Source organism: Sunxiuqinia elliptica (assembly GCF_900113005.1).
In the GTDB taxonomy this organism is placed as follows: domain Bacteria; phylum Bacteroidota; class Bacteroidia; order Bacteroidales; family Prolixibacteraceae; genus Sunxiuqinia; species Sunxiuqinia elliptica.
In genome coordinates, this window is sequence record NZ_FONW01000017.1 from 39,961 (window position 1) to 64,836 (window position 24,876).

Here is a 24,876-nt window from a genome sequence, read left to right on the forward strand (position 1 = left end):
TTTCTACAGAAGTCTTAGTCATTGGTCAATTCACCAATAAGCTTTTTAACGATATCCACCGCAACTTCTGTCTTTTGTTTTAACTCAAATTCCTGAGCATTATTGTCTTTCGACAGGATTGTAATTTTATTGGTATCCACCCCAAATCCAGCTCCGTTGTCCTGCAAGGAATTTAGAACAATAAAGTCCAGATTCTTTTTCTGCATCTTCGCTAAGGCATTCTGTTTTTCATCGTTCGTTTCCAAAGCAAAGCCTACCAAGCGTTGACTCGGTGTTTTCAGTTGTCCTAAAGCAGCAGCAATATCTTCAGTTGCTTGCAACTCAATGTTCATTTCACCGGCTTTTCGCTTGATTTTTCTATCTGCCTGTTCTTTTGGACGATAATCAGCAACAGCAGCACACATAATGGCTGCATCGGTTGCTGGAAAATGCTCCAAGCATGCGTTGTGCATTTCCATAGCTGACTCTACATCAACTCGATGAATATTGGGATGAGTAGTTTTCAAATGAACAGGCCCGGTCACCAGAGTAACCTCTGCCCCTTCTTTTGCTAATTCTTCAGCAAGGGCAAAGCCCATTTTGCCAGAAGAATAATTACCAATAAACCTTACGGGATCAATTTTTTCGTAGGTAGGTCCGGCCGTCACCAGCACCTTTTTATTCAGAAGTTTTTTTTTTGAGTGGAAAAAAGCAACCACTTCTTCAACTAACTGTTCCGGCTCCTGCATCCGCCCCTTGCCATGTAAACCACTAGCCAACTCCCCTTCTCCGGGTTCCAAAATGACATCGCCATAGGAACGTAAAGTTTCCAGGTTATTCAGAGTAGATTGATGTTTGAACATGTCCAGGTCCATTGCCGGAGCCAAGTAAACCGGACATTTGGCTGACATGTAGGTCGTCACCAACAAATTATCAGCAATACCATGAGCCATTTTGCCCAAAGTTGCCGCCGTTACCGGAGCAATCAACATCAGGTCAGCCCACTGTCCCATGTCAACATGCGAATGCCAGGTTCCATCGTTTGCTGCAAAAAACTCGGATGCAACCGGACGTCCAGACAAAGCCGACATCGTGACCGGAGTAATAAACTCTTTGGCAGCAGGAGTCATCACTACCTGTACCTCGGCACCTTCTTTCACAAGGCCCCTTAAAAGATAAGCTGCCTTGTAGGCAGCTATACTTCCGGTCAATCCTAAAATGATATGTTTTCCTTTGAGCCTCATAAAAGGCTAATATTTTTATAGTCCTTTGCGATTTTCTTTCGCAGGATTACGATGATAAATCTGTCCTTGTTTCAACTCTTCAAATGCAATTAAAGTTGGTTTAGGTAGACGTTCGTAATACTTTGAAATTTCAATTTGTTCGCGGTTTTCAAATACTTCTTCCAAGTTATCTGAATACGACGCAAATTCCTGTAATTTCTGGTTCAATTCTTCCTTCATTTCTGAAGCAATCTGATTTGAACGTTTCGCAAGAATCATTACGGTTTCGTATACATTACCGGTTTGATCTTCCAAGTCAGTCAAATCTCTTGGAATTGTTGTGTTTTCTGCTTTGATTTTCTTGTAATCCATATCTATTTATAAATTAGCCTCTTCGTTATAATTCAGCAATTTTGCGGTCTCTTTGTAAAACTTATCAACCTCTTTCCGATGTTCACTTTCCGGAAATTCATCGACAAAGGTAAAATATTCATCCAAAGCAGCCGTCAAACGTTGCTCTTTTTTTTCTTCTATACTTCTGATTGCCAACAAGTATTTTGCTCTTAACAGCATATACATGAGCTCTTCACGGTATTGCGTATCTGGAAAATCCTTCAACGAATTGCTCAGTGCCACCACTGCTGCCTTATAGTTTTCAAGGTCATAATACAATCTTCCGCTCAAAAATGACTTATAAACCAACTTGTCGCGCATCTCAATAATCAAGCGGTTGGCTTCTTCTACCCGATCACTCCCCGGGTAAATATTTACATAAAGCTGTAAGGCATCAATTGCCTTTTGAGTTACCTGTTGATCTAAACGAGGTTTTGGTGACTCTTTATAAAAACAGTATCCAATCATGTATTGAGACTCCTCGGCATACTGACTTTTTGGAAAATCTTTCACCAAAGTACGGAACCAATGTCCAGCCATTAAGTAATCGCCCATACCAAAATGACTCTTGGCATAGTAATAATAAACCTCATCGGCACGACTTGTTCCCCGGTAAATATTAACCAACTCACTTAATAGTTGAGAAGAGCGAACAAATTCCTCATCTTCATAATATTCCAGAGCCTTTTTATACTTGAATTCGTAGTCTGTACTTTTAACAACTTTGTTATAATCGCTACATGAAGTTGCAGCAACAAGTAAGAACAGTGCAAATACGATTAAATTCTTCATTTTTATAAGCATGGCGCAAAGATACATTTTTAGTTAAAAAACTAACGCCAAAATAAGCAAGAATTGTTTATCTACTCTCTGGTTTAATATAAATTAACAAATTTGTAGACTTCTGGAAAAAAATTACTTTTGCATTGTTAATTTTTAAAGCTTTTTGAAGTGGATATTTTTGAAAAATTTCGATCAAATAGAGGCGACATTGGAAAGCACATGGAAAGAGCCCATGGCTATTTTGCCTTCCCAAAACTAGAAGGGGAAATCAGTGCCCGCATGAAATTCAGAGGTAAAGAAGTTTTAACCTGGAGTTTGAATAATTACATCGGTTTGGCCAACCACCCCGAAGTGCGCAAAGTAGATGCTGAAGCAGCTAAAGATTGGGGATTGGCTTATCCAATGGGGGCTCGAATGATGTCGGGACAAACTACCCAGCATGAAAATTTAGAAAAAGAATTGGCAGCTTATGTTGGTAAGCCTGACTCTTTCCTTCTAAACTACGGCTACCAAGGGATGGTTTCAATCATCGACGCAGTTTGTGGTCGTAATGATGTAATTGTTTATGACAGTGAATCACATGCCTGTATTTTGGATGGTGTTCGTCTTCACATGGGTAAACGTTACGTGTATCCGCACAACGATATTGACAACCTGAAAATTCAGCTTGGACGTGCAACAAAACTTGCCGAAAAACAAGGTGGCGGTATCTTAGTTATTACTGAAGGTGTTTTCGGAATGTCGGGAGACCTTGGTAAATTGGATGAAATTGTTGCACTGAAAAAAGAGTTCAACTTCCGTTTGTTGGTTGATGATGCTCATGGATTTGGTGTAATGGGACCTACCGGAGCTGGTGCACCAGAGCACTTTGGTGTTCAAGATCAAGTGGATCTTCACTTCTGTACCTTTGCCAAAGCGATGGCCGGGATTGGTGCTTTCATCGCTTGTGATACGGACATCTGTAACTTCTTACGTTACAACATGCGTTCACAAACTTTTGCGAAATCGTTGCCAATGCCAATGGTTGTTGGAGCAATGAAACGTTTGGACTTGTTGAAAAACAGCCCAGAGCTTCGTGAAAAACTTTGGACCGTTGTTAACGCCCTGCAATCAGGATTGAAAGAAGCTGGTTTCGACCTTGGACGTACCAACTCTCCTGTTACTCCTGTTTACATGAAAGGAGGCGTAGGTGAAGCAACTCATGTGGTTATGGATCTTCGCGAAAACTTTGGCATCTTCTGCTCAGTAGTTGTTTATCCAGTTATTCCAAAAGGAGAAATCATTCTTCGTTTGATCCCAACTGCAATGCACTCGCTGGAAGATGTAACTGAAACAATCGAAGCATTCAAACAAGTTAGAGATAAGCTGGAATCAGGTGCATATAAAGGCGCTGAAGTTCCAAACATGGCTTAATAAAAGCTTGCTACGACATAAAAAAATAGCCATCGAAAAATCGATGGCTATTTTTTTATCTTTTATTATCTTCTTAGAAACTGTTTAAGCTTTATTGCTTAAGCATGCTTTTCAGATAAGTATCTTTCAACATCCATGGCTGCTTTACATCCTGATCCGGCTGCAGTAACCGCCTGACGATAAATACTGTCCATCACATCACCACAGGCAAAGACTCCGGGTACATTTGTTTTTGACGATCCGGCCTCTGTCTTAATGTAACCAACTTCGTCACGCTCCAAAAAGTCAGCAACAAAATCGGAGTTCGGTTTGTGCCCGATAGCCAAGAAGAATCCATCAATTTTAATTTTCACTTCTTCTTCATTCGCTTCGCCTTTATTTTTCAGCAAGGTAGCACCTTCAACTACGCCATCGCCAAACAACCCTTTTGTTTGATGTTTCCACAAAATTTCGATGTTCGGAGCTTTCTTAACGCGGTCAGCCATTACACGTGAAGCGCGCAACACATCACGACGCACAATCAAGTACACTTTGTTAGCCAAGCCTGCCAGGTAAAGTGCTTCTTCTGCAGCAGTGTCACCACCACCAACGACAGCAACATCTTTCCCACGGTAAAAGAAACCATCACAAGTGGCACAAGCCGAAACACCACCACCGGCATATTTCGTTTCATCTTCAAGTCCCAGGTATTTAGCAGTTGCTCCCGTCGCCAGAATCACTGCTTCAGCCTCAATCAATTTTTTCCCGTCAATCCACACTTTATGAATATCGCCCGAGAAATCAACTTTTGTTGCATAGCCGAAACGAACATCTGTTCCAAAGCGTTCTGCTTGCTTTTTGAAGTCTTCCATCATGACCGGCCCTGTTACTCCTTCCGGATATCCGGGGTAGTTTTCAACTTCAGTTGTAGTTGTCAGTTGTCCTCCAGGCTGAAGGCCTTCATACATCACCGGGCTTAAATTAGCGCGGGCAGCGTAGATAGCTGCGGTATAACCAGCAGGGCCAGATCCAACAATTAAACATTTGACGCGCTCTGCATCACCTACTGGCTCCTGTTGAGTTTTCTCGTTTTCCTTAAGATCTAATGATTTAAACATGACTATTATTTTTAGCTTTTTTTTTAATAATTTGGAACAGCAAAATTACACAACATCTAGATATATACAACATTTACTCCATCAATAATAACGAAGATGCGATAGAGAGAAGCTATCAGAAATAAATCCTCAATAGTGCAAATTAATTTTGCAAAATTCGCGTCTTTATATACTTTTGCACTCACTTCAACGGAAATCAAATTCTGGCGAAGGAAACTAATCGGGATGTAGCTCAGCCAGGTTAGAGTACACGTCTGGGGGGCGTGGGGTCGCTAGTTCGAATCTAGTCATCCCGACTGGCTAAAAGGATCGTTTCAAGTTTTTTTGAAGCGATCCTTTTTTTAGGTTAAAACTGTTGGCTGTTTAGGTGTTTTATCCCAAGAGAAGGAATTCCAACTCAGCGGTTTTAGAGTAAACGTTCCATGAAAAGGGATTTTCCCTAGCGCAATACCAAAAACCAACGAGAAATGGGATTTAACCAGGTTGTGTCGTATTTCCACCTGGTTTTTAACAGTTCCGTACCGGATTTTACGAATCCGCCCGAGTTTTTGGCTTTTCCGCGTAGTTTAATGGCTTTCCCGTTGGGTATTTACCCATTTCTGTGACGAATAAGCCAGAAATTCTTGGATGAAGGCATTTTATTTTGGATTTCGACTCGTCATTCTAACCCTTTTCATTTTCATTATAAAGTTCCGCCCCCTTTCGGAAATCCTGTTCCACTCATGAAAACTTTTGGGCACCACAAGTGTTTGTTACGCTTAAAATACCATTTGTCATCTGTCCAGTATCTACATAGCTATTTACAAGTTAATTTCATAATTTTGTTCTTCCCTAAAAATCAAGAAATTGAATATGGAAAAAACAACATATAACTTCACGCCCCTTCCGGGATACGAGAATTTCGAAGCAACAACCCAAATTCTGATCGCAGAAATCCTTCGTCGGAAACTTCCTTTCGAAATCATTGATTCCAACAACAACTTAATTGCTGTTACCTACAACAATAAGCAATACATCATTCTGGAGGGAACTATTTCTGATGCCAATAGCCTGATTGCCTATTGGATCTCGAATGACAAATGGATGAGCCGTCAATTTTTGGTGCGTGAAGGCTTAAGTGTTGCCCAAGGTCTTCTGCTAACCGACAGGCCATCGGCGCAAGAGCTGGAGCAGGTGAAATTTCCAGCGGTGGTTAAACCTGTTGATACAGACCATGGCATTGCCGTTAGCACAAATATTACCAATCAGGAAGAACTAAACAAAGCCATTGAAAATGCGTTTAAACATGCCAAGAGAGTGATTGTCGAACAATTCTTTAGCGGGCAGGAATATCGTTTTTTGGTTATCGACGGCCAAGTGCGAGCCATTGCTTACCGTGTTCCGGCCAATGTTACTGGCGATGGGAAACAAACCATTAGTCAGCTGGTGGAGCGGAAAAACGAAGGACGCGGAACAGACTACCGTCATCCCTTGTTAAAGATTGTGATTGATGATGAAGTGCGCAGGCACCTCCAAGCCATGTCGTTGGATGAAAACTCGGTATTGGATTTTGGCCAGCAGGTTTTTCTCCGCCAAAATTCGAACCTGAGCACCGGTGGCGACAGCATTGATGTAACAGATGAGATGCCCGATTTCTACAAGCAAGTTGCTGTTCGGGCAGCCAAAGCAGCTGAACTCAACATTGCGGGTATCGATATCATCATCAACGACCTCAACACAGTGCCTTCAGATGAAAGTTATATTGTTGTTGAGTTAAATGCTCCGGCCATGCTCTCGATGCACGATTTTCCTTACGTCGGAAAAAACAGGCGGGTCGAAAAATATGTTCTGGATAGTATCCTGAACTCAAAATAAAAATTAGAACCAAGAGCCAAGCAATTAAACAATAGATGTCCAGACTCTCAAATGAGCGGACAACTTTGAACTTAGAATTTTACAATGACAGAAACAGAACAACAACAAGCCATACTTACAAAGGAGCAACTCATTGCTTACTTTGAACAAGGGTGTAAACCTCCGGAACAATGGGGCATCGGCACCGAGCATGAAAAATTTCTATACCAAACCGGAACGCTAAAGCGTTTAGCTTATGACAACACTCCAGGTATAAAAACGATTCTGAAACACTTGGAAGGTCATGGTTGGCAACCAATCTTGGAAAAAGGGAAAAGCATTGGCCTGAAGAAAGATGGCGCTTCCATTACCTTGGAGCCCGGCGGTCAATTTGAGCTCTCGGGGCGCAACTTCAGCACGATACATGAGACATTTGTTGAAACAAAAAAGCACTTTGAAGAGCTGCGATCAATTTGCCAACAAATTGGCTTTTTCAGTCTGCCCATGGGAGTTGATCCTATTTGGCAAGTTCCAGACATCTCCTGGATGCCCAAGGAGCGTTACGCTTTCATGCGTGACTACATGCCAACAAAGGGAAACCTTGGGCTTGACATGATGACTAATACCGCAACCATCCAGGTCAATCTCGATTATGACAGTGAAGCTGATATGATCAAGAAAATGCGGGTTGCCCAAGCCTTGCAGCCCATTGCGACCGCCATTTTTGCCAACTCGCCTTTTTCTGCCGGAAAGCCTAATGGGTATTTGAGCTACCGGGCACAGATATGGAACGATACCGATCCTGACCGCTGTGGCTTTTTGCCTTTCATTTTTGATGAAGGATTTGGCTTCGAACGTTGGGTCGACTATTTACTTGATGTTCCGATGTATTTTATTTACCGGGGTGAAACCTACCACCCTGCTCAAGGACTTAGCTTCCGTGACTTTATGGATGGAAAACACGATTTTCTACACCCAACCATGCAAGATTGGGAAACGCACGTCTCAACCGTATTTCCAGACGTTCGGCTCAAACAATTTATTGAAATGCGAGGCGCAGATGCCAGCTGTGTTCACCACATCGCAGCGCTATCGGCATTTTGGGTAGGCTTGCTCTACGATTCCACCAGCTTGGACGAAGCCCTTCAATTAATCTCGCAATGGGATCTTCAAACTATACAGGAAATCAGAGCTCAAGTTCCAAAAGCAGGATTAAAAGCTAGTTCTGGGACGGTTCAGGTTGGCGAAGTAGCACGTCAGCTCTACGGGATAGCACGTGCAGGCCTCAACAGACGCTCGAAAGTGTGTTGCTCATCCGATGAGGTTCGTTATTTGGATCCGGTCAAGGAAATTACGGCAAGCGGAATAACGCAGGCTGAAGATCTCTTACGAATTTATCATCAGGACTTTAATCAAGATATTAACAAATTGGTGAACAACTGGCAAAATTTACAGTTACAAAGTTGCCCAAACGATTAAAAGCAAAAGATCGACTAGTAGAATGATCGGAAAACTCAAATTTCTTTTAAAATATACCCATCAATACCGCTGGTGGTATACCGGCGGACTCTTGTTTCTTGCGCTCACGGTTTGGGTGTCAGTAACCATTCCCGAGTTTATTCAGAAAAGTATCGACCTGATTGCTTTAGGGCAACTTGGCAATGAATCAGATTTTCAAAAGAATGTTCTGATCATCGTTGGCCTGGCCTTAGCACTCATTATTGTTCGAACGCTTTCGCGCATTCTAATTTTTATTCCAGCGCGTCTAATTGAGCGAAAGCTCAAAGGAGAGATGTTTCAAAAGCTGAGTTCTTTTGGCAAGGATTACTATGATGAAAACAGCACGGGAACAATTATTTCGCGTATCAACAACGACATCAACGGCGTTCGGATGATTACGGGGTTTGGAATCCTGCAAATCGGAAATATCCTGCTATCTCTTTCGCTTACGCCATACAAGATGTGGCAACTATCGCCTACACTAACACTTTACTGTGTTATTCCGATGGTGGTTGTTTTTGTTATTGTACGAATTGGCATGGCTGTTATGGTTAAAAATACGCGACTGAGGATGAACACCCTTCAACAATTGTCGGGTAAAACCATTTCATTCTTATCCGGTAATAGCGTAATCAAAAGCTACAATATTTACCAATGGGCCGAAGACGAAGTTCAAAAAGAGAATCTTTCGCTGTTTCATGAAACCATGCGTATCACCTGGATTCGCTCGTTCATCATGCCACTACTTTCCAACTTGGGACAAATCTTGAAAATTGTTGTTCTTTTTGCAGGTGGATTATATGTTATCAATGGCCAGTTTACCATTGGAGAGCTGACCGGATACATTGCTTATGCTGCCTTGCTGAGCCAACCAATCATGGGATTGGGCTGGGTGCTCACCATCTTTCAGCAAGGATTTGTTGGCATCAGCAGTATTCAAACCATTATGGACCGAGAAGGAGCCGACGATAAAAGACAAGCAATTGACCAAAATGAAAAAGAGAAGTTGTTTGAACAAGGGATTGAGGTAAAGAATTTAAACTTCACCTATCACAATGGTGACAAGCCTGTTTTAAGCGATATTTCATTTTCAATAAACCCTGGGCAAGTGGTTGGCATTACGGGGCAAGTAGGCTCTGGAAAAACCACACTCATCAACTGCCTGAACGGTTACCTTCGCCCGGATTCAGGAATGGTTTACTTTGGCAAGCAAGATGCACATAAACTAACAAGTGAAGACATTCGTTCGGCTGTACGAACGGTCAGCCAAGAGGTTTTTCTTTTTTCTGACTCCATTGAAAATAACATCACTTTTGGATCTAAAAAAGCAACTCAGGTTAATCCTTTTGAAGAAGTCGTCTACCAAAGTGCTTTTGCCGATGAATTAAGCCGCTTCACAAAAAAAGAAAAAACGCTGGTAGGTGAAAAAGGCATCATGCTTTCCGGTGGGCAAAAACAGCGTATTAGCTTGGCACGAGCTCTTTATACGCCTTGCGACCTGCTCATTCTCGATGATGTATTTTCGGCTGTTGATACCGATACCGAACGTTTTTTAATTCAACAGATTTTTGAAAATCACTCAGCAAAAAGCTTGCTGATCATCTCAAACCGGATTAGTGTGCTCGAAAAAACGGACTATACGCTAGTTCTGGAAGAAGGACGTCTCGCAGCAAAAGGCACTCACGAGGAATTGATCAAACAATCGGATTTTTATCGCGAGATATTAACATTGCAGCAAGAAAACTAGAAAACAGACAAGGACACAAATAATTCATGATAAAAGCAATAAACAACATATTTAAAACAAAAGACTGGCAATTGCTCCAGCGATTTGGTCGATATTTTGTCCCTCACAAAAAGTGGTTCTTCTTTAGTATCGCATCAATCCCAATTACCACCGTTGCCGGAATCTTGTTTCTTTGGTTAGTTGAGAATATTATAGACAACTACATTGTGCCGGGAAATTTTGAAGGATTAAAAGTTCAAATTCTGTTACTGGCAGCTGTGCTTCTTCTCAATTTGCTTTTCGATGGCTTTTACAGCTACTCTTTTAGCAAATCCGGTGGCTTGGCAATTGTCGATATCCGCAAGGAGCTCTTTGCAAAATCATTGCGTTTTCCGCTTAGCTACTTCGATAAAAAACCGATTGGTGTCACCCTTTCACGACTGACCAGCGATATGGAATCCATTTCCGAATCGTTTGCGGCAGGGATTTTGGGCCTGCTAGCCGACAGCATCAAAACGATGGCCTTGGTTGGCTACCTTTTTTACCTGAATTGGCAACTAACATTAGTCCTACTGTTGGTCGTTCCTTTAATCATTTTGGTGATGCGTTTTCTGCGAAAGAAAATTCGTGTTGCCTACAATAATTCCCGAAGTAGCCTGGCTAAATCTGCTGCTTACCTGCAAGAAGCCCTCAACGGCATGAAAACCGTTCAACTTTATGCCGCCGAAGAAGAAGCCCTGCAGAAGTACGATGCGTTGAATAAGCAATACTGTGATGCTCAAAACAACAGCAACGTATACGATTCGGCCCTGTACTCAATTGTAGAAGGAATTACCTCGGTCGCCACAGCCTTGGTCATTTGGTATGGCGCAATCCAGATTTGGAGCGATGGTTTTACCATGGGAGTTTTGATCGTTTTCATTACAACCCTGGAACGCTTGTTTATTCCGGTCAAGCAATTTGCTCAGCAAATGTCGACCATCCAACGAGCACTTTCAGCCTTGGAACACATTAGCGAACTTTTTGAGCAAGAAGTAGAAGCCCCCAAAGAAGCCAACACTCAAACCATTCCGGAACCTCTTCCGCTGCAGGAAATTGTGTTTGACAACGTTTCATTCCGCTACTCCGAAGACACACCCGACGTTCTTAAAAATGTGTCCTTCACCCTCAAAAAAGGCGATCGACTGGCTTTAGTTGGAACTACAGGATCCGGCAAATCAACCATCATCAAGCTGCTGGCCAAAACATACACAGGCTACCGAGGCTCAATAAAAATTAATGGAATTGAACTCACAGACCTTCCTCTAGCCCAGGTTCGGGAGACAATTTCAGTAATGCAACAAGATATTTTCATGTTCAACAATACGATTGAATTCAATATCTCTTTAGGACGAGAAGCAATCACTCATGAAGCAGTAGAGCAAGCCGCCTCCTTTGTATTTGCCAATCATTTTATCAACAAACTTCCTGGAGGCTACCAATTTGTTGTTCAAGACAATGGCGACAACCTTTCGAAAGGGCAGGCACAGCTAATCTCCTTTGCTCGCGCCATTTGCAGCAATAATGAGTTGATTATTTTGGATGAAGCAACCAGTGCCGTTGATTCCGTTACCGAACAGTATATCCAGCAAGCCATTGCCAATATTTTCTCGCTGAAAACGGTTATCGCCGTAGCCCACCGATTGAGTACAATTAAAAATTCAGATTTGATTTTGGTTTTGGAAGAAGGCGAAATTATTGAGCGTGGCAACCACCTAGAGTTGATCAAACAAGGAGGCAAATACGCTCAACTGGTACACCAATTTGAAGAAGAAAAAACTAGCTGATTGGGAAGGAAAGGCGTAGGCACAGGCTCAGGGAAAGGGGCAGAGAGCAGAGGGCATGGAGCTAAGCGAAGATCGGAAACAGGAGACGGGAAACCGGCAGGAAATCAGAAGGCAGCGAGCACTGCGGCATTCAGCTTAGCTGTCTGAAAATTTGAACATCCAACAATCCGATAAGCTTGCCAACATTCGCTGCGCAAAGAAAAAAGCTCAACCTTTATGATCCCCAAGAGTTGAAAACATCAACACACTAGTCGTTAAATAAAGAAAATAGCTACTCCCAATACCGTTATTATTGCTCCAACCACTTCTTTCCAATTCACTTTTTCTTTAAACACAATAATTGCCGGAGGAATGATCAACACGGGAACAATCGACATGATTGTTGCTGCAATCCCCGCTTTGGTGTGCTGAACAGCCAGCAAGGAAAAAGATACTCCCAGAAAAGGGCCGAAGAAAGAACCCAAGGTAATTCGCTTCATTGCCGCTCCATTTTTGAGTGCAGCCCACACTCTTCCGTAGCGTTTCATAAATACAAAGAGAACAGCAAACCCAACAATACCGGTCATCACCCGAATTTGAGAAGCAGCAAAAGCATCATAAGTTCCCATTCCTTTTTTACTCAATACCAAGCCTGTTGCTTGTCCCAAAGCACCGCCCAAGGCAAGCAAAATACCCGGCAAAGAATACGCTGAGGTTAGTCGTTTTCTAATTTTTTGCCCATTCTTCTGCGCACTGTTTTCGCGTTTCAGAATCACCAGACTTATTCCGAATATGGTAACTGCCATCCCCAGCCAGTTCATACCTGAAAGCACTTCACCCAACATGAAATAAGAAATAAAAGCCGTAAAAGGAGGAGTGAGTGCCATGATCAACATGGCTATGCGGGCACCAACGACAACAAAAGCCTGAAATAAAAGCAAGTCGCCAATAACAAAACCGATCAAACCCGATAAGGCTAACCAGAACCACTGGTAAGTTGTTGCATCAAAAGGAAACCACATCCCACGGCTTAGCTGTGTATAAACAGCATAAATAAAGAAAGCGATAACCAGGCGAATCAGATTCACCGCCAAGGAACCAACACGTTTGCCTGCTGACTCAAAAGCCATACTTGTCACCGTCCAAAAAACAGCCGTCAACAATGCTGCTATTTCTCCCCAGTAAGCCGCCATAATTTATTTCCTGCTTAAATGTTTGATCTAAAAGAATTGCATACTCAATCAGCAACTCTCTAAATTTCAGTTCGCTAAAATAAAAAAATTATTCACAGCATCAGCGTTGATCAAACCGCTTGTCTCGCTTTTTTTATTGGTTCGGATTCATTTATCTTCGAGCCATAAAACTCCATGATTTGAATGAAGGGAAAATTGAAGTAACAGATCAAATGAAAATTCTAATTATCAATAGTGCCGAACCGGAAATCCGGGAATTTGTATTAAACATTCAACAACATTTTAACGACTCCGAGGTCACCTGTACTCTTCTTGAATACGCCGATTGCCTCCAAACCGACCTCTTGGCCTACGACGGGATTGTTATCTCAGGATCCCCGCAAGGGGACGACATTGTTGAACACCACCAACCCTTTTTTCAATGGATCTTAAACTACCCCAAACCAATCCTGGGAATTTGTGCCGGACACCATATCACTGCTGTCCTTTATGGAGGAAGCTACTTGCGAGGACTCGAATCCGAATCTGGTGATTTGCCTGTTGACCTGCTTGTTGACGATCCCATTTTTCATGGACTCCCCCAACAACTCACCGTTCATCAAATGCACAATGATTCAGTCACACTCCCCGATGGCTTCATTCATATCGCACAATCATCGCAATGCCTCAATCAAGGCATGAAACACCAAGAGAAAGCCTTATACACTTTCCAGTTTCATCCGGAATATTTAAATCCGAAACTGTTTGAAAATTTTGCAGCTATCTGCAAAAAGGATTAAAAACATCAATAAAAAAAGCCGGTACCTTTCGATACCGGCTCGCTCATTTTTGGCAAAATGTGCCATTGCCTACCAGGCAATGTTCGTATTGATAATGATTTAGCTTGAGGTCTATTTTTCAAATACGGTTGATTGCTCATGTACGCCACTAACAGCACGTCCTGAAGGATCGGCATTGTTCTGAAAAGATTCGTCCCAGGCCAGCGCTTCTGCAGTACTACAGGCGATTGAGGGTACCGAAGGCACACAAGAAGCCGCTGCATCCGACGGGAAATGTTCTTCAAAAATACTTCGGTACAAATATTCTTCTTTCGACATTGGTGTATTGATCGGGAACCGGTAACCGGCATTGGTCATCATCTCATCCGAAACCTGCTCTTTAGCAATTTGTTTCAAAGTGTCAATCCAGCCGTAGCCCACGCCATCAGAAAACTGTTCCTTTTGTCGCCAGGCAACACTCTCAGGCAAGAGATCTTCGAAAGCTTTCCGAACCACCCACTTTTCCATGCGTCCATTACCTGCCATTTTTTCTGCTGGGTTTAACCTCATGGCCACGTCGATAAACTCTTTGTCCAAAAACGGAACACGTCCCTCAACACCCCACGCTGCTAACGACTTATTTGCCCGCAAGCAATCGTAAAGATTCAGTTTACTCAGTTTACGTAGCGTTTCTTTGTGAAACTCTTCAGCGTTCGGTGCTTTATGAAAATACAAGTAGCCACCGAAAATCTCATCAGCACCTTCTCCGGTCAACACCATTTTAATTCCCATCGACTTAATTACCCGGGCCAGCATATACATTGGGGTTGATGCTCTTATTGTTGTTACGTCATATGTCTCGATATGATAGATCACATCCCGGATAGCATCCAAGCCTTCCTGAATCGTGTAATGTATTTCATGATGAATAGTTCCGATATGCTCAGCCACTTCTTTCGCGGCAGCTAAATCAGGCGATCCTTCCAGGCCAATCACAAAGGAGTGCAATTGAGGCCACCAAGCTTCTTTTTGGTCTCCTTCTTCCACGCGACGGCCGGCAAACTTTTTAGCCAAAGCCGAAGTTACTGATGAATCCAATCCGCCTGACAATAAAACACCGTAAGGCACATCTGACATCAACTGACGGTGAACAGCTCCTTCCATCGCTTCTCTTAATTCGTCGATACTAGCAGCATTGTCTTTCACTTGTTCATACTCCATCCAATCGCGAGTCCACCAACGTTTAATTTCACCGTCCTTGCTATACAAATAGCTTCCTGGAGGGAATTCTTCAATCTTGGAACAAACACCTTCCAAAGCTTTCAACTCAGAGGCTACATAGAAATTGCCCAATTTGTCCCACCCCGTATACAATGGAATAATCCCAATATGGTCCCGACCAATCAAATAGGCATCATTCTCCACATCATACAAAGCAAACGCAAAAATGCCATTCAAATCATCTAAAAAATCCGGTCCTTTTTCTTTGTATAAAGCCAAAATAACTTCACAATCAGAACCGGTCTGATAGTCGTAAATATCTTTTGTTCGTTCCCGAATTTCGCGATGGTTATAAATCTCGCCATTCACTCCAAGAACAAGCTTTTTATCGCTACTGTACAGCGGCTGTCCTCCTGACTCAGGATCGACAATAGCCAAACGTTCGTGCGCAATGATTGCTTTCTCTCCGCAATAAATGCCCGACCAATCTGGTCCCCGATGTCTTACTTTTTTTGATTGCTCCAATATCTGCGGACGCAACTCTGTTGCCTCCGTCTTTAAATCAAATACGCCTACGATTCCACACATATTGCCAAAATTTTAGTGTTTTTTCTATCATTTATCTTCAATACTGTGACAAAAATACACCTAATGATTAAAAATAAAAATTTTAAACATCTTTTTTCTACATATCATGTAAAATATTTTACAAAGAGACAGCGAACCTGTCTTTTTGCCTACATTTTGAGATTTTCATAAAAGATCACTAAAAAGGAAGAGACAGGCCTCCTGTTATTCATTATTCGGACAATTCTATTTTTTGAACATCCTGCGCCAGACACCTTAAAAATGTCTTTAGATACCTTTTATCAGCAAACACCCTCAGACGAAATAACATCGCAAAAAAAAAGAGGCCATCCTGATGGACAGCCTCTTTGCAACTATATTTTTAGAATGTATTTACACGTTAAAGCGGAAGTGCATGATATCGCCATCTTGAACGATATACTCTTTCCCCTCGATGGCCATTTTCCCAGCTTCTTTACAAGCTTGTTCTGATCCCAGCGTAACAAAATCATTGTACTTAATTACTTCAGCACGAATGAAGCCTTTCTCAAAATCGGAGTGAATGACGCCTGCAGCCTGCGGAGCTTTAAACCCCTTTTTGTAAGTCCAGGCCCGTACTTCTTTCACGCCTGCAGTAAAATAAGTTTCCAGCTCCAACAACTTATAGGCTGATTTAATCAGCTTATTGACTCCTGATTCTTTCAATCCTAAATCTTCAAGAAACATTTGACGTTCTTCAAAGTCGTCCAGTTCAGCAATGTCAGCTTCTGTTGCTGCAGCAATCATCAGCATTTCAGCATTCTCATCCTTGATTGCCTCTTTTAGTGCCTCAACATGCGCATTCCCTTTCACGACTGATGGCTCATCCACATTACAGATGTAAAGAATCGGCTTATTGGTCAGCAATTGTAAATCCTTCGCTACTTTCAAGTCCGTATCATCCAACTCAACGGTACGCGCCGATTTTCCTTGTAACAACACGTCTTTATAAAGCGACAAGACTTTAAACAAGCGTTTGGCCTCGGGATCATTTCCAGTACGAGCCTGCTTTTCAACTTTAGCAATCCGACTTTCTACTGTTTCCAGATCTTTTAATTGCAACTCAATATCGATGGTTTCCTTGTCGCGAACCGGGTCAATGGTTGTATCAACGTGGGTAATATTTTCATTCTCGAAACAACGCAAAACGTGAATAATAGCGTCGGTTTCACGAATATTTCCCAGGAATTTGTTGCCCAAACCTTCTCCTTTACTGGCTCCCCTCACCAAACCGGCGATGTCAACAATCTCAACAGTTGTTGGTAAAACCCGCTCTGGATGCACTAATTCCTCCAGCTTAATTAACCGATCGTCAGGAACAGTAATTACCCCAACATTAGGCTCGATTGTACAAAAAGGAAAGTTTGCCGACTGCGCTTTCGCATTCGATAAACAATTAAACAGGGTTGACTTACCAACATTAGGAAGTCCGACAATTCCACACTTTAAAGCCATTCTTTTTTCTTCTTAAAAATTGAGGGGCAAAGTTAATCCTTTTTGACTATTTTTGGTCATTGATTTTTCGGGAAGGGTAATAATTTAACAAAGGCAGACTTCTTCCTCTTTTTTTAGATCGTAACAGACTGATTTTCTCACAATAAAGTTTTTACATTTTAAAGAAAATAGGATAAAACGTTAAAAAATGTTGCGCCTTTTAAACTTTTGCTGATTAACAGAATCTATCAGAGTAAACCCATCAGGTAATTCATGAATAACGACCAGCAGATTATCGCTGAATTGAAGGACGAAGCAACACGACAAGCTGCTTTTCGTCAACTGGTAGGCCTCTACAAAGAGCGTCTATACTGGCATATACGAAAGATTCTGCTCTGTCATGAAGATACTGATGATGTCCTTCAAAACACCTTTATAAAAGTATGGCGTAACATTGATAGCTTTCGGGAAGAATCCGGTTTATTTACCTGGCTATTCCGAATTGCCACCAACGAAGCACTGACCTTCCTCAACCAGAAAAAGAAAAAAACCTTTACAGGAGGAGACGAAACCACGGCCTATCTCATTGAAAATTTGCAAACCGATCCTTATTTTGACGGCAACGAAATACAGTACCGGCTGCAAAAAGCCATTGCCATGTTGCCTGAAAAGCAGCGATTGGTCTTTAACATGCGCTATTTTGATGAAATAAAGTACCAGGATATGGAAGAAATCCTGGGGACATCAGCCGGAGCACTAAAAGCATCGTACCACCATGCAGTCAAAAAAATTGAAGAGCATCTAAAATCTGAAGAGTAAAAGAAGGACTGAAAATCCAATTAAACTTTTTTCAACTTTTAAAGTCAAAAGAAGTGATGAAGAATAAGAAAAATATATGGGAAGAATTGCAAGATAAACCGCATAAGGTTCCTTTTCAGGTTCCGGAGGATTATTTTGAGACATTCGAAGACCAGCTCGAAGCTAAATTAAGAGCAGTAGACGAACCGATTTCCCCTAAAGGCAAAATTATTCAAATGCTGCAGCCAGTATTGGGAATGGCTGCCAGTTTTGCGCTTATCTTCCTGTTTGTTTATTATCCATTAAGTGTTTTTCTGCCTGATTATTTGGCAAAAAATGGAGCAAAACCGACGGATCAAACGCAAACACTTTCCGACGAAGATTTACTCTACGACTATCTTTCAAGCTCTGAACAGTCGATTTATGACTTACTGAGTGGAGATACTGAAGTACCAACAGCAGAGGTTAGTTCTGACGAAATTCTATCCTATCTTTCTGCTGAAATGAACGAAACAGAGATTTTTGCTGAATTAAAATAATGATTGATTTAATAAAAAAATAGAACGACCACAGCTGGAACTTAGGCTACACCAGCGCTACAAATCGCGCTTACTGCAGTTTCCTTCCCAGTGGTTATAAATTTTATACCTATGAAAAAATTAATCTTAATCCTGGCTATATTCTTCACCGCCTCTGGCTACCTGGTTGCACAACCAGACATGAAGCATAACGATGAATGGGTAAAAAAAATAAGAGCTGAGAAAGTCGCTTTCCTAACAACAAAATTGGAACTTACGCCTGAAGAAGCTCAAACCTTTTGGCCTGTTTACAATGAGTTTGAGGAAAAACGATTTAAAATTCATATGCAACGTCGCTATATGGAGCGCAACACCATGAATGAGCTTGAGGGATTGAGCGAAAAAGAACTGCATAAAATCTCTAAGGATTTCATTGACTTGTTTCAACAAGAAGCAGACTTAATGAAAGAATATGATCAGAAATTTTTCAACGCATTGCCAGCGAAAAAGGTAGTCATGTTCTATGATATGGAAAATGACTTCCGATCGCACATGCTAAAGGAATACCGCAAGAAAAAACGGGAAGCAGATCGACAATAAATCAAAAAGGCCGCAAATAGCGGCCTTTCTTATGTTTTTTTACAATCGATTATTCAAACTTTCCATATTCCAGGAAATTGATGGTTTCATTGATTCCTTCGTACATCAACGTATCTTCGCGAACAAATGGCACATACTGACGATACTGCTCAATAAAGCTTTCCAGGTAAGGCGAGCTTTTCAACGGCCGACGAAAATCCAAAGCCTGACTTCCATTATATAATTCAATGGCAAGTACTTTCAATACATTTTGAGTAACCTTCAAGACCTTGGTTGCCGCATTACCTCCCATACTCACATGGTCTTCCTGCTCGTTTGACGACGGAATAGAGTCCACTGAAGCCGGAGTACACAACTGCTTGTTCTGGCTAACAATAGAGGCTGCTGCATATTGAGGAATCATAAACCCGGAATTCAAGCCTGGGTCGGCAACTAAAAACTCAGGTAAGCCACGCTCTCCGGAGATTAAACGGTAAGTACGTCGTTCCGAGATACTTCCCAACTCAGCAATGGCGATCGCTAAAAAGTCAAGCGACAAAGCCAAGGGTTCTCCATGAAAATTTCCTCCACTAATGATCAAATCATCATCTGGAAAAACGGTTGGATTGTCGGTAACCGAATTGATTTCAGTTTCAATCACCCTTGAGACATACTCAACGGCATCTTTTACAGCGCCATGCACCTGCGGAATACAGCGGAAAGAATAAGGATCCTGAACGTGTGCTTTCTTGCGGGAAATCAATTCGCTCCCTTCGAGTAATTTTCTGAAATTCTCGGCCGTGTCGATTTGTCCGGAGTGAGGTCTGATTTGTTGAACTTGTGCCATGAATGGCTCAATCAGCCCATCAAAACTATCTAAGGAAATAGCTCCAATCAAATCAGCATACTTGACAACTTTAAAAGCTTTGATCAGCGTATAAACCCCATGAGCACTCATAAACTGAGTTCCATTCAGCAAGGCCAATCCTTCTTTAGCTTCAAGTCGGATAGGTTCCCATCCTTTTTCTTCCAACACCTTGGCGGCTTCGCGCTTTTCGCCTTGGTAATTTACCTTTCCCATTCCCAGCAAAGGCAGAAAAAGCATTGCCAAAGGAGCTAGATCACCGCTGGCGCCTAACGATCCCTGTTCAAATACTTCCGGTAAAATGCCTTCATTAAACAGATCGAGAATACGCTGGACGGTTTTTAACTGAACTGCGGAGTTTCCTTTGGCCAATGCATGAGCTTTCAACAACAACATCAATCGAACCACATCCTGCGGAACTTCGGTTCCAATATTACAGGCATGAGAAACCACGAGATTTTCCTGTAGTTTACTCAATTCAGCTTTGGATACTTTGATGTCGCATAAGGCACCAAAGCCAGTGTTGATCCCATAAATAGGATCCTCACTCTGCGCCAACTTGCGATCAAGAAATGCTTTTGATTTTTGAATGAGTGCTACTGACTCCTCCGACAGAACTAGCTTTTTCTTTTCCTCAAGAATCGCTTCGATGATTTCGAAGCTCAATGGTTCGGGACTAATATAATGTGTTTTTGACTCCATCTTTTCGTTTTTTAGCATTCAACAATACATTTAACACATAAAAGAAAGAATCTACTCACGGGCATCGGGTATCACTCCCGAAAGCCTTTATTGGTCGGTCGTCCAACGAACTATGTCTGTTCTTTGCCAGCCTCATGCAGGCAAGAACGCAAAATCCTGTTTACTCAGAAAGGATATTTATCAGTTCTTCGAAGCTTAACAATTGCTGGTCACCGGTCTTCATGTTTTTCAGTGTAACCTTTTCCTGCTTCATTTCTTCTTCGCCAGCCATGGCCACAAAAGCCACTTGCTTGCGGTCAGCCCAAGTCATTTGTTTTTTCATTTTGGCCGGCTCAGGATAAATCTCTGCATTGATTTTTGCCGCACGAAGTTTTGCCAAAATTGGCAAGCAATAAGCTTCTTCTGCTGCTCCAAAATTCACAAACATCACTTTGGTAGAAGCTACAGTCGACTCAGGGAATAGCTCCAGTTGAGTCATTACATCATAGATTCGGTCAGCTCCAAACGAAATTCCAACTCCTGAAACATCCGGCATTCCAAAAATCCCGGTCAAGTCATCGTAACGACCTCCACCACAAATACTTCCGATCTGAACATCTTTGGCTTTAACCTCAAAAATGGCTCCGGTGTAGTAGTTTAGCCCACGAGCCAAAGTCAGGTCCAATTCCACTTCGGTGTTCAACTCAAACCCGGACAGGTAAGCAAACAAGGTACGCATCTCTTCAATTCCTTTGCTCCCAACTTCCGAACCACCAATCACAGCTTCAATCTGGTCCAGTTTCTCTGCGTTGCTTCCGCTCAATTTTAGGATCGGTTGCAATTTTTCAACAGCTGTTTCTGAAACACCTTTGTCCAACAACTCTTGGTTAACTTTATCCAAGCCTATTTTATCCAGCTTGTCGATGGCTACTGTGATATCCACAATTCGTTCAGCCTCACCAATGGTTTCAGCAATACCAGCCAAAATCTTCCTATTGTTGATTTTCACTACCGTGTTTACCTTCAACGCTGAAAATACATCATTGATAATCTGCACCAATTCCAACTCATTCAACAAGGAAGTGCTACCAATCATATCAACATCGCATTGATAAAACTCGCGGTAACGCCCTTTTTGAGGCCGGTCGGCACGCCAAACCGGTTGAATCTGATAACGCTTGAAAGGGAATGAAATATCATTGCGGTGCTGAACCACAAAGCGTGCAAAAGGAACTGTCAAATCATAGCGCAGTCCTTTTTCCGAAATTCGATTGGTTAATCGAATGCTATTGCGTTCCTGCAATTCGCTCTCCGGAACTTTCGAAATAAAATCGCCTGAATTCAGGATCTTAAACAGCAGCTTATCTCCTTCCTCGCCATATTTTCCCATCAGGGTTGAAAGGTTTTCCATAGCCGGTGTTTCAATCGGTTGAAACCCGTAACGTTGAAAAATTACTTTAACCGTATCAAAAATATAATTCCGGCGAGCCATCTCTACCGGAGAAAAATCACGTGTCCCTTTAGGAATTGAAGGTTTTTGAGCCATAATCTGTTATTTTATTTCGAACTGCAAAAGTAACTAAAAACAAGAAAAGCCGGAATCGATCCGACTTTTTTCAATGTTTTTTAAAGTTTTTTCTACTTCAGGAAACGAATCGACCACGGATAGCGGTAAAATTCACCATCATTCGCTTTTACTGCAGCTATAATTGTAAACACAAAAGCGCCAATTCCAATCAATCCCATCAATAAAAGCCCGATTCCAATAATGACCAACAAAGCAGAGACGGCAATCAAAATAGTTACCGTTATCTGAAAGTTTAACGACTCTTTTCCTTGGTCATCAACAAAGTCATATTCGTCTTTCTTCAGCAAATAGACAACAAGTGGACCAATGATATTTCCAGCCACGGGGATAATAAAGCCGGCAAAAGCAGCAACATGACAAAGCATTCCCCACATGCGTTCATCACGATCTTCAATAATCCGATGCATAAATTTTTTTTCGACAAGATATAGAGTTCAGTCTTTAAATCAAAAAAGAGCATCCTCTAAGACATCAATTTTAACAATCTTATTTTTCAATTCGAATGCGGGCATCCACAGCCAAAATACGATCACCTTTTCCTAGCAGTGGGTTAATATCCATCTCCTTAATCTCAACAGCAAAACGAAGCATGCTTGACAAGCGAACTAAAATCTCCGCAAACTTACGTTGATTGGCTCCCTCCTTCCCCCGGTAACCTTTTATGATTTTATACGACTTGAGATTTTTAATCATTGAGGAGGCTTCGCACATGCCCAAAGGAGCCAAGCCTGAGGTAACGTCTTTCAGCACTTCTACCATGGTACCGCCCATGCCACACAGCATGATGTGCCCAAAACGATCTTCATATTTCGCGCCTAAAAACAGCTCAATCCCCGAGGCCATTTCAGCCATCAATACAGCTTCCGTCTCCGGAATGTTGATCAGCCGGTTAAACTCATGCAAAACGATTTCCTGATCATGTACATTGAGCACCACCCCTCGAACATCACTTTTATGCACAGGGCCGATCACCTTCATCACCAAAGGCCAGCCTAGCTTCTCAGCAGCCAGAGCAGCTTCCTCCGGAGTTTTAACAACCAGTTCCTGCACCCGTGGAATTCCTGCTGCATCAAACAAACGATGGATAATTTCCGGTGGTTGATAGCCATTGTCAGCTTCATCAACAATCCTGCGAATTTCAGGAATATCAACCCCATCCAGAAAAACTTCATCGGTATGTGGCTTGGGCGTATTGGCAACCTTGGATAAGGCCCGCCCCAACAAAACTTCATCCGGGAAATTCACATTGCCTTCCGACAAAAAGTAAGCAACATCGTCACTCACATTGATCACTGAAGGTAAAATAGGATAGATTGGTTTTTTGCAGGTGTGCATTTTTTTATTCAGCACTTCATACACATCGCCAACCGGGAATAAGCCAGGGCTTCCGTATATAACCGCCATGCCGTCCACCTCTTGAAAATCATTATCACAAGCATCAATTATAGCTCCCAACTGCTCGGCATTCCCCGTCGCCAAAAAGTCGATTGGATTTTCTACCGACGAACCAGGGAACAGATGTTCTTTCAGCTTTTCTTTTGCGTCCGATTCTTCAATCTGCGGAATTCTAAGTCCGCCTGCTTCCAAGGCATCAGTCAACATCACGGCCGGGCCTCCGGCGTGAGTAATGATGGCCATGCGTTTTCCTTTCATTTCTTTGCACATGAACACGCAGCCCACCGTAGTCAGCTCTTCCCGCCCATAGCAGCGAACAATTCCTGCCTTACGGAAAAGGGCCTCGACAGCCGAGTCGGAACTGGCCATTGCCCCCGTATGCGAAGATGCTGCCCGGCTTCCGGCATCACTGCTTCCTGCTTTTATCGCGGCAATCTTACATCCTTTGCGAATCAGCGATGACGCATGCTTTAACAGCTTATCGGGGTTCTGAATACTTTCAATATATAAAAGTTTGACCCGTGTACTGGTTTTGGGGTCGAACACTTCATCCATAAACTCCAACACATCTTCGACTCCAACCTGGGCTGAATTCCCCACTGAGAACACACTTGCAAAGTGCAGACCTTTTGGAATTCCCGACTCCATAATAAATACGGCTGTCGCTCCCGAACTCGAAATAAAGTCGCAGCCCATTTGGTCCAACTTAGGGACCGGTGTTGTAAACACACTGGCATGTGCCGGGGTGATGATTCCAATACAATTTGGGCCAATCAACGATGCTCCATAGGTATTTACGGTTTCAACAATTTGCTGCTCCAGCTTTTTCCCCTCTTCACTCTCTTCGCTAAACCCTGCCGAAATGATAATCACTCCACGGGTTTTCTTGTCGCGGCAAAGCGTTAAACACATCTCCGGACAAAGCTTGGCAGGTACAGCCAGCACTGCTGTTTCAACTTCGGGCAATTCATCAACACTCGCATAAGCTTTAATTCCTTGTACTTCATCAGCACGGGGATTAACCACATACAAGTTACCCTCAAAACCATTCTCGATCAGGTTTTTGAGAAGTTTACCACCAGGTTTTGCAACGTCGTTGGAAGCTCCCACAACGACAATACTTTTAGGCCAAATTAGTTCTCGTGTCAGCATAAATTCGAGTTTATTTTCATCAAAAATACGGGAATCAAATTTTTCATCTTCTGATATTATTCAGGGTCGAAATGAGTTCTTCTCTAGTTTGGTGCAATTTGATCGGATAAGCTTTGTGCCTTCTTCGGGCTTTATTTCATCTCAACGGGTGCACCTCCAATTTCCTTCACTTTTAAATCTTAGTAAAACACTGTCCTTTTTCATCTGTGCACTCTGTGGTTTCTTTGATTTTTAAACACAGAGGGCACAGAGTTTTTTTCAATTCTTTAAATGTCTGAGAGTCCGAGAATCTAACGATCTATTCTCATCTGACTCTATTTTATAAACTCCCATTAA

General features: G+C 42.3%; 20 protein-coding genes and 1 tRNA gene. 10 read left to right on the top strand and 11 right to left on the bottom strand.

The features are described 5' to 3' along the window. Positions 1–14: 14 nt before the first annotated feature. The 3 genes from coaBC to BM156_RS19615 are packed head-to-tail and all read right to left on the bottom strand — an operon-like array spanning position 15 to position 2,387. Positions 15–1,223 carry a bifunctional phosphopantothenoylcysteine decarboxylase/phosphopantothenate--cysteine ligase CoaBC gene (coaBC, locus tag BM156_RS19605; protein WP_093921608.1) on the bottom strand — a complete coding sequence of 403 codons (1,209 nt, stop codon included), beginning with the start codon at positions 1,221–1,223 and terminating at the stop codon, positions 15–17. 15 nt (positions 1,224–1,238) lie between these two features. After that, complete coding sequence (locus BM156_RS19610) at positions 1,239–1,574, bottom strand: DNA-directed RNA polymerase subunit omega (protein ID WP_093921609.1); 336 nt, start codon at positions 1,572–1,574, stop codon at positions 1,239–1,241. 6 nt (positions 1,575–1,580) lie between these two features. Continuing rightward, positions 1,581–2,387: an outer membrane protein assembly factor BamD gene (locus BM156_RS19615; RefSeq protein WP_093921640.1), complete on the bottom strand. Its 807-nt coding sequence runs from the start codon at positions 2,385–2,387 to the stop codon at positions 1,581–1,583. Positions 2,388–2,597: 210 nt separating this feature from the next. Between BM156_RS19615 and BM156_RS19620 the strand changes: the two genes are divergently transcribed. After that, the gene (locus tag BM156_RS19620; protein ID WP_244525767.1) at positions 2,598–3,791 is read left to right on the top strand and encodes an aminotransferase class I/II-fold pyridoxal phosphate-dependent enzyme; all 1,194 of its coding nucleotides are present in this window, start codon (positions 2,598–2,600) and stop codon (positions 3,789–3,791) included. 98 nt (positions 3,792–3,889) lie between these two features. On the opposite strand, the gene trxB is transcribed toward BM156_RS19620, so the two are convergent. Further along, positions 3,890–4,888: a thioredoxin-disulfide reductase gene (trxB, locus tag BM156_RS19625; protein WP_093921611.1), complete on the bottom strand. Its 999-nt coding sequence runs from the start codon at positions 4,886–4,888 to the stop codon at positions 3,890–3,892. 221 nt (positions 4,889–5,109) lie between these two features. Here trxB and BM156_RS19630 point away from each other — a divergent pair. The 5 genes from BM156_RS19630 (at position 5,110) to BM156_RS19650 (ending at position 11,773) form a co-directional block, all read left to right on the top strand. Then, a tRNA-Pro gene (locus BM156_RS19630) sits at positions 5,110–5,184 on the top strand. Between the two features lie 556 nt (positions 5,185–5,740). Next, on the top strand, positions 5,741–6,742 hold the full coding sequence (locus BM156_RS19635) for a glutamate ligase (protein ID WP_093921612.1): 1,002 nt from the start codon (positions 5,741–5,743) through the stop codon (positions 6,740–6,742). An 84-nt stretch (positions 6,743–6,826) separates the two neighbouring features. Continuing rightward, positions 6,827–8,200 carry a glutamate--cysteine ligase gene (locus BM156_RS19640; protein ID WP_093921613.1) on the top strand — a complete coding sequence of 458 codons (1,374 nt, stop codon included), beginning with the start codon at positions 6,827–6,829 and terminating at the stop codon, positions 8,198–8,200. Between the two features lie 22 nt (positions 8,201–8,222). Beyond that, positions 8,223–9,968, top strand: coding sequence for an ABC transporter ATP-binding protein (locus tag BM156_RS19645; protein WP_093921614.1), 1,746 nt, complete (start codon positions 8,223–8,225; stop codon positions 9,966–9,968). A 26-nt stretch (positions 9,969–9,994) separates the two neighbouring features. After that, positions 9,995–11,773 (top strand): ABC transporter ATP-binding protein, encoded by a 1,779-nt coding sequence (locus tag BM156_RS19650; RefSeq protein WP_093921615.1) that lies wholly within the window; start codon positions 9,995–9,997, stop codon positions 11,771–11,773. A 254-nt stretch (positions 11,774–12,027) separates the two neighbouring features. Here the strand turns inward: BM156_RS19650 and BM156_RS19655 are convergent, their stop codons facing one another. Next, entirely contained in the window at positions 12,028–12,945 is a 918-nt protein-coding gene (locus BM156_RS19655; RefSeq protein WP_093921616.1) for a DMT family transporter, read from the bottom strand. Between the two features lie 212 nt (positions 12,946–13,157). Here BM156_RS19655 and BM156_RS19660 point away from each other — a divergent pair, with 212 nt between their 5' ends. Further along, positions 13,158–13,724: a type 1 glutamine amidotransferase gene (locus BM156_RS19660; RefSeq protein ID WP_170847022.1), complete on the top strand. Its 567-nt coding sequence runs from the start codon at positions 13,158–13,160 to the stop codon at positions 13,722–13,724. Between the two features lie 111 nt (positions 13,725–13,835). On the opposite strand, the gene asnB is transcribed toward BM156_RS19660, so the two are convergent. Both asnB and ychF read right to left on the bottom strand, forming a co-directional pair. Continuing rightward, complete coding sequence (gene asnB, locus BM156_RS19665; RefSeq protein WP_093921618.1) at positions 13,836–15,512, bottom strand: asparagine synthase B; 1,677 nt, start codon at positions 15,510–15,512, stop codon at positions 13,836–13,838. A gap of 372 nt (positions 15,513–15,884) precedes the next feature. After that, positions 15,885–16,985 (bottom strand): redox-regulated ATPase YchF, encoded by a 1,101-nt coding sequence (gene ychF, locus BM156_RS19670; protein WP_093921619.1) that lies wholly within the window; start codon positions 16,983–16,985, stop codon positions 15,885–15,887. Between the two features lie 252 nt (positions 16,986–17,237). Here ychF and BM156_RS19675 point away from each other — a divergent pair, with 252 nt between their 5' ends. From BM156_RS19675 to BM156_RS19685, 3 genes are all read left to right on the top strand, one after another. Then, complete coding sequence (locus BM156_RS19675; protein WP_093921620.1) at positions 17,238–17,783, top strand: RNA polymerase sigma factor; 546 nt, start codon at positions 17,238–17,240, stop codon at positions 17,781–17,783. A 56-nt stretch (positions 17,784–17,839) separates the two neighbouring features. Beyond that, complete coding sequence (locus tag BM156_RS19680) at positions 17,840–18,301, top strand: hypothetical protein (RefSeq protein ID WP_093921621.1); 462 nt, start codon at positions 17,840–17,842, stop codon at positions 18,299–18,301. 111 nt (positions 18,302–18,412) lie between these two features. Then, positions 18,413–18,880 (top strand): hypothetical protein, encoded by a 468-nt coding sequence (locus BM156_RS19685; RefSeq protein WP_093921622.1) that lies wholly within the window; start codon positions 18,413–18,415, stop codon positions 18,878–18,880. 49 nt (positions 18,881–18,929) lie between these two features. On the opposite strand, the gene hutH is transcribed toward BM156_RS19685, so the two are convergent. The 4 genes from hutH to BM156_RS19705 form a co-directional block, all read right to left on the bottom strand. Further along, positions 18,930–20,426 (bottom strand): histidine ammonia-lyase, encoded by a 1,497-nt coding sequence (gene hutH, locus BM156_RS19690; protein WP_093921623.1) that lies wholly within the window; start codon positions 20,424–20,426, stop codon positions 18,930–18,932. Between the two features lie 160 nt (positions 20,427–20,586). Then, positions 20,587–21,951 (bottom strand): histidine--tRNA ligase, encoded by a 1,365-nt coding sequence (gene hisS, locus BM156_RS19695; RefSeq protein ID WP_093921624.1) that lies wholly within the window; start codon positions 21,949–21,951, stop codon positions 20,587–20,589. Between the two features lie 92 nt (positions 21,952–22,043). After that, a complete protein-coding gene (locus tag BM156_RS19700; RefSeq protein ID WP_093921625.1) occupies positions 22,044–22,400 on the bottom strand; it encodes a DUF4870 domain-containing protein in 357 nt (118 codons plus the stop codon). A gap of 79 nt (positions 22,401–22,479) precedes the next feature. Next, on the bottom strand, positions 22,480–24,540 hold the full coding sequence (locus BM156_RS19705; RefSeq protein WP_093921626.1) for an acetate--CoA ligase family protein: 2,061 nt from the start codon (positions 24,538–24,540) through the stop codon (positions 22,480–22,482). Positions 24,541–24,876 lie beyond the last annotated feature (336 nt).

Coding starts and splice junctions, on each gene's coding strand:
- coaBC (WP_093921608.1), bottom strand. CDS start 1,223: ATGAGGCTCAAAGGAAAACATATCATTTTAGGATTGACCGGAAGTATA.
- BM156_RS19610 (WP_093921609.1), bottom strand. CDS start 1,574: ATGGATTACAAGAAAATCAAAGCAGAAAACACAACAATTCCAAGAGAT.
- BM156_RS19615 (WP_093921640.1), bottom strand. CDS start 2,387: ATGAAGAATTTAATCGTATTTGCACTGTTCTTACTTGTTGCTGCAACT.
- BM156_RS19620 (WP_244525767.1), top strand. CDS start 2,598: ATGGAAAGAGCCCATGGCTATTTTGCCTTCCCAAAACTAGAAGGGGAA.
- trxB (WP_093921611.1), bottom strand. CDS start 4,888: ATGTTTAAATCATTAGATCTTAAGGAAAACGAGAAAACTCAACAGGAG.
- BM156_RS19635 (WP_093921612.1), top strand. CDS start 5,741: ATGGAAAAAACAACATATAACTTCACGCCCCTTCCGGGATACGAGAAT.
- BM156_RS19640 (WP_093921613.1), top strand. CDS start 6,827: ATGACAGAAACAGAACAACAACAAGCCATACTTACAAAGGAGCAACTC.
- BM156_RS19645 (WP_093921614.1), top strand. CDS start 8,223: ATGATCGGAAAACTCAAATTTCTTTTAAAATATACCCATCAATACCGC.
- BM156_RS19650 (WP_093921615.1), top strand. CDS start 9,995: ATGATAAAAGCAATAAACAACATATTTAAAACAAAAGACTGGCAATTG.
- BM156_RS19655 (WP_093921616.1), bottom strand. CDS start 12,945: ATGGCGGCTTACTGGGGAGAAATAGCAGCATTGTTGACGGCTGTTTTT.
- BM156_RS19660 (WP_170847022.1), top strand. CDS start 13,158: ATGAAAATTCTAATTATCAATAGTGCCGAACCGGAAATCCGGGAATTT.
- asnB (WP_093921618.1), bottom strand. CDS start 15,512: ATGTGTGGAATCGTAGGCGTATTTGATTTAAAGACGGAGGCAACAGAG.
- ychF (WP_093921619.1), bottom strand. CDS start 16,985: ATGGCTTTAAAGTGTGGAATTGTCGGACTTCCTAATGTTGGTAAGTCA.
- BM156_RS19675 (WP_093921620.1), top strand. CDS start 17,238: ATGAATAACGACCAGCAGATTATCGCTGAATTGAAGGACGAAGCAACA.
- BM156_RS19680 (WP_093921621.1), top strand. CDS start 17,840: ATGAAGAATAAGAAAAATATATGGGAAGAATTGCAAGATAAACCGCAT.
- BM156_RS19685 (WP_093921622.1), top strand. CDS start 18,413: ATGAAAAAATTAATCTTAATCCTGGCTATATTCTTCACCGCCTCTGGC.
- hutH (WP_093921623.1), bottom strand. CDS start 20,426: ATGGAGTCAAAAACACATTATATTAGTCCCGAACCATTGAGCTTCGAA.
- hisS (WP_093921624.1), bottom strand. CDS start 21,951: ATGGCTCAAAAACCTTCAATTCCTAAAGGGACACGTGATTTTTCTCCG.
- BM156_RS19700 (WP_093921625.1), bottom strand. CDS start 22,400: ATGCATCGGATTATTGAAGATCGTGATGAACGCATGTGGGGAATGCTT.
- BM156_RS19705 (WP_093921626.1), bottom strand. CDS start 24,540: ATGCTGACACGAGAACTAATTTGGCCTAAAAGTATTGTCGTTGTGGGA.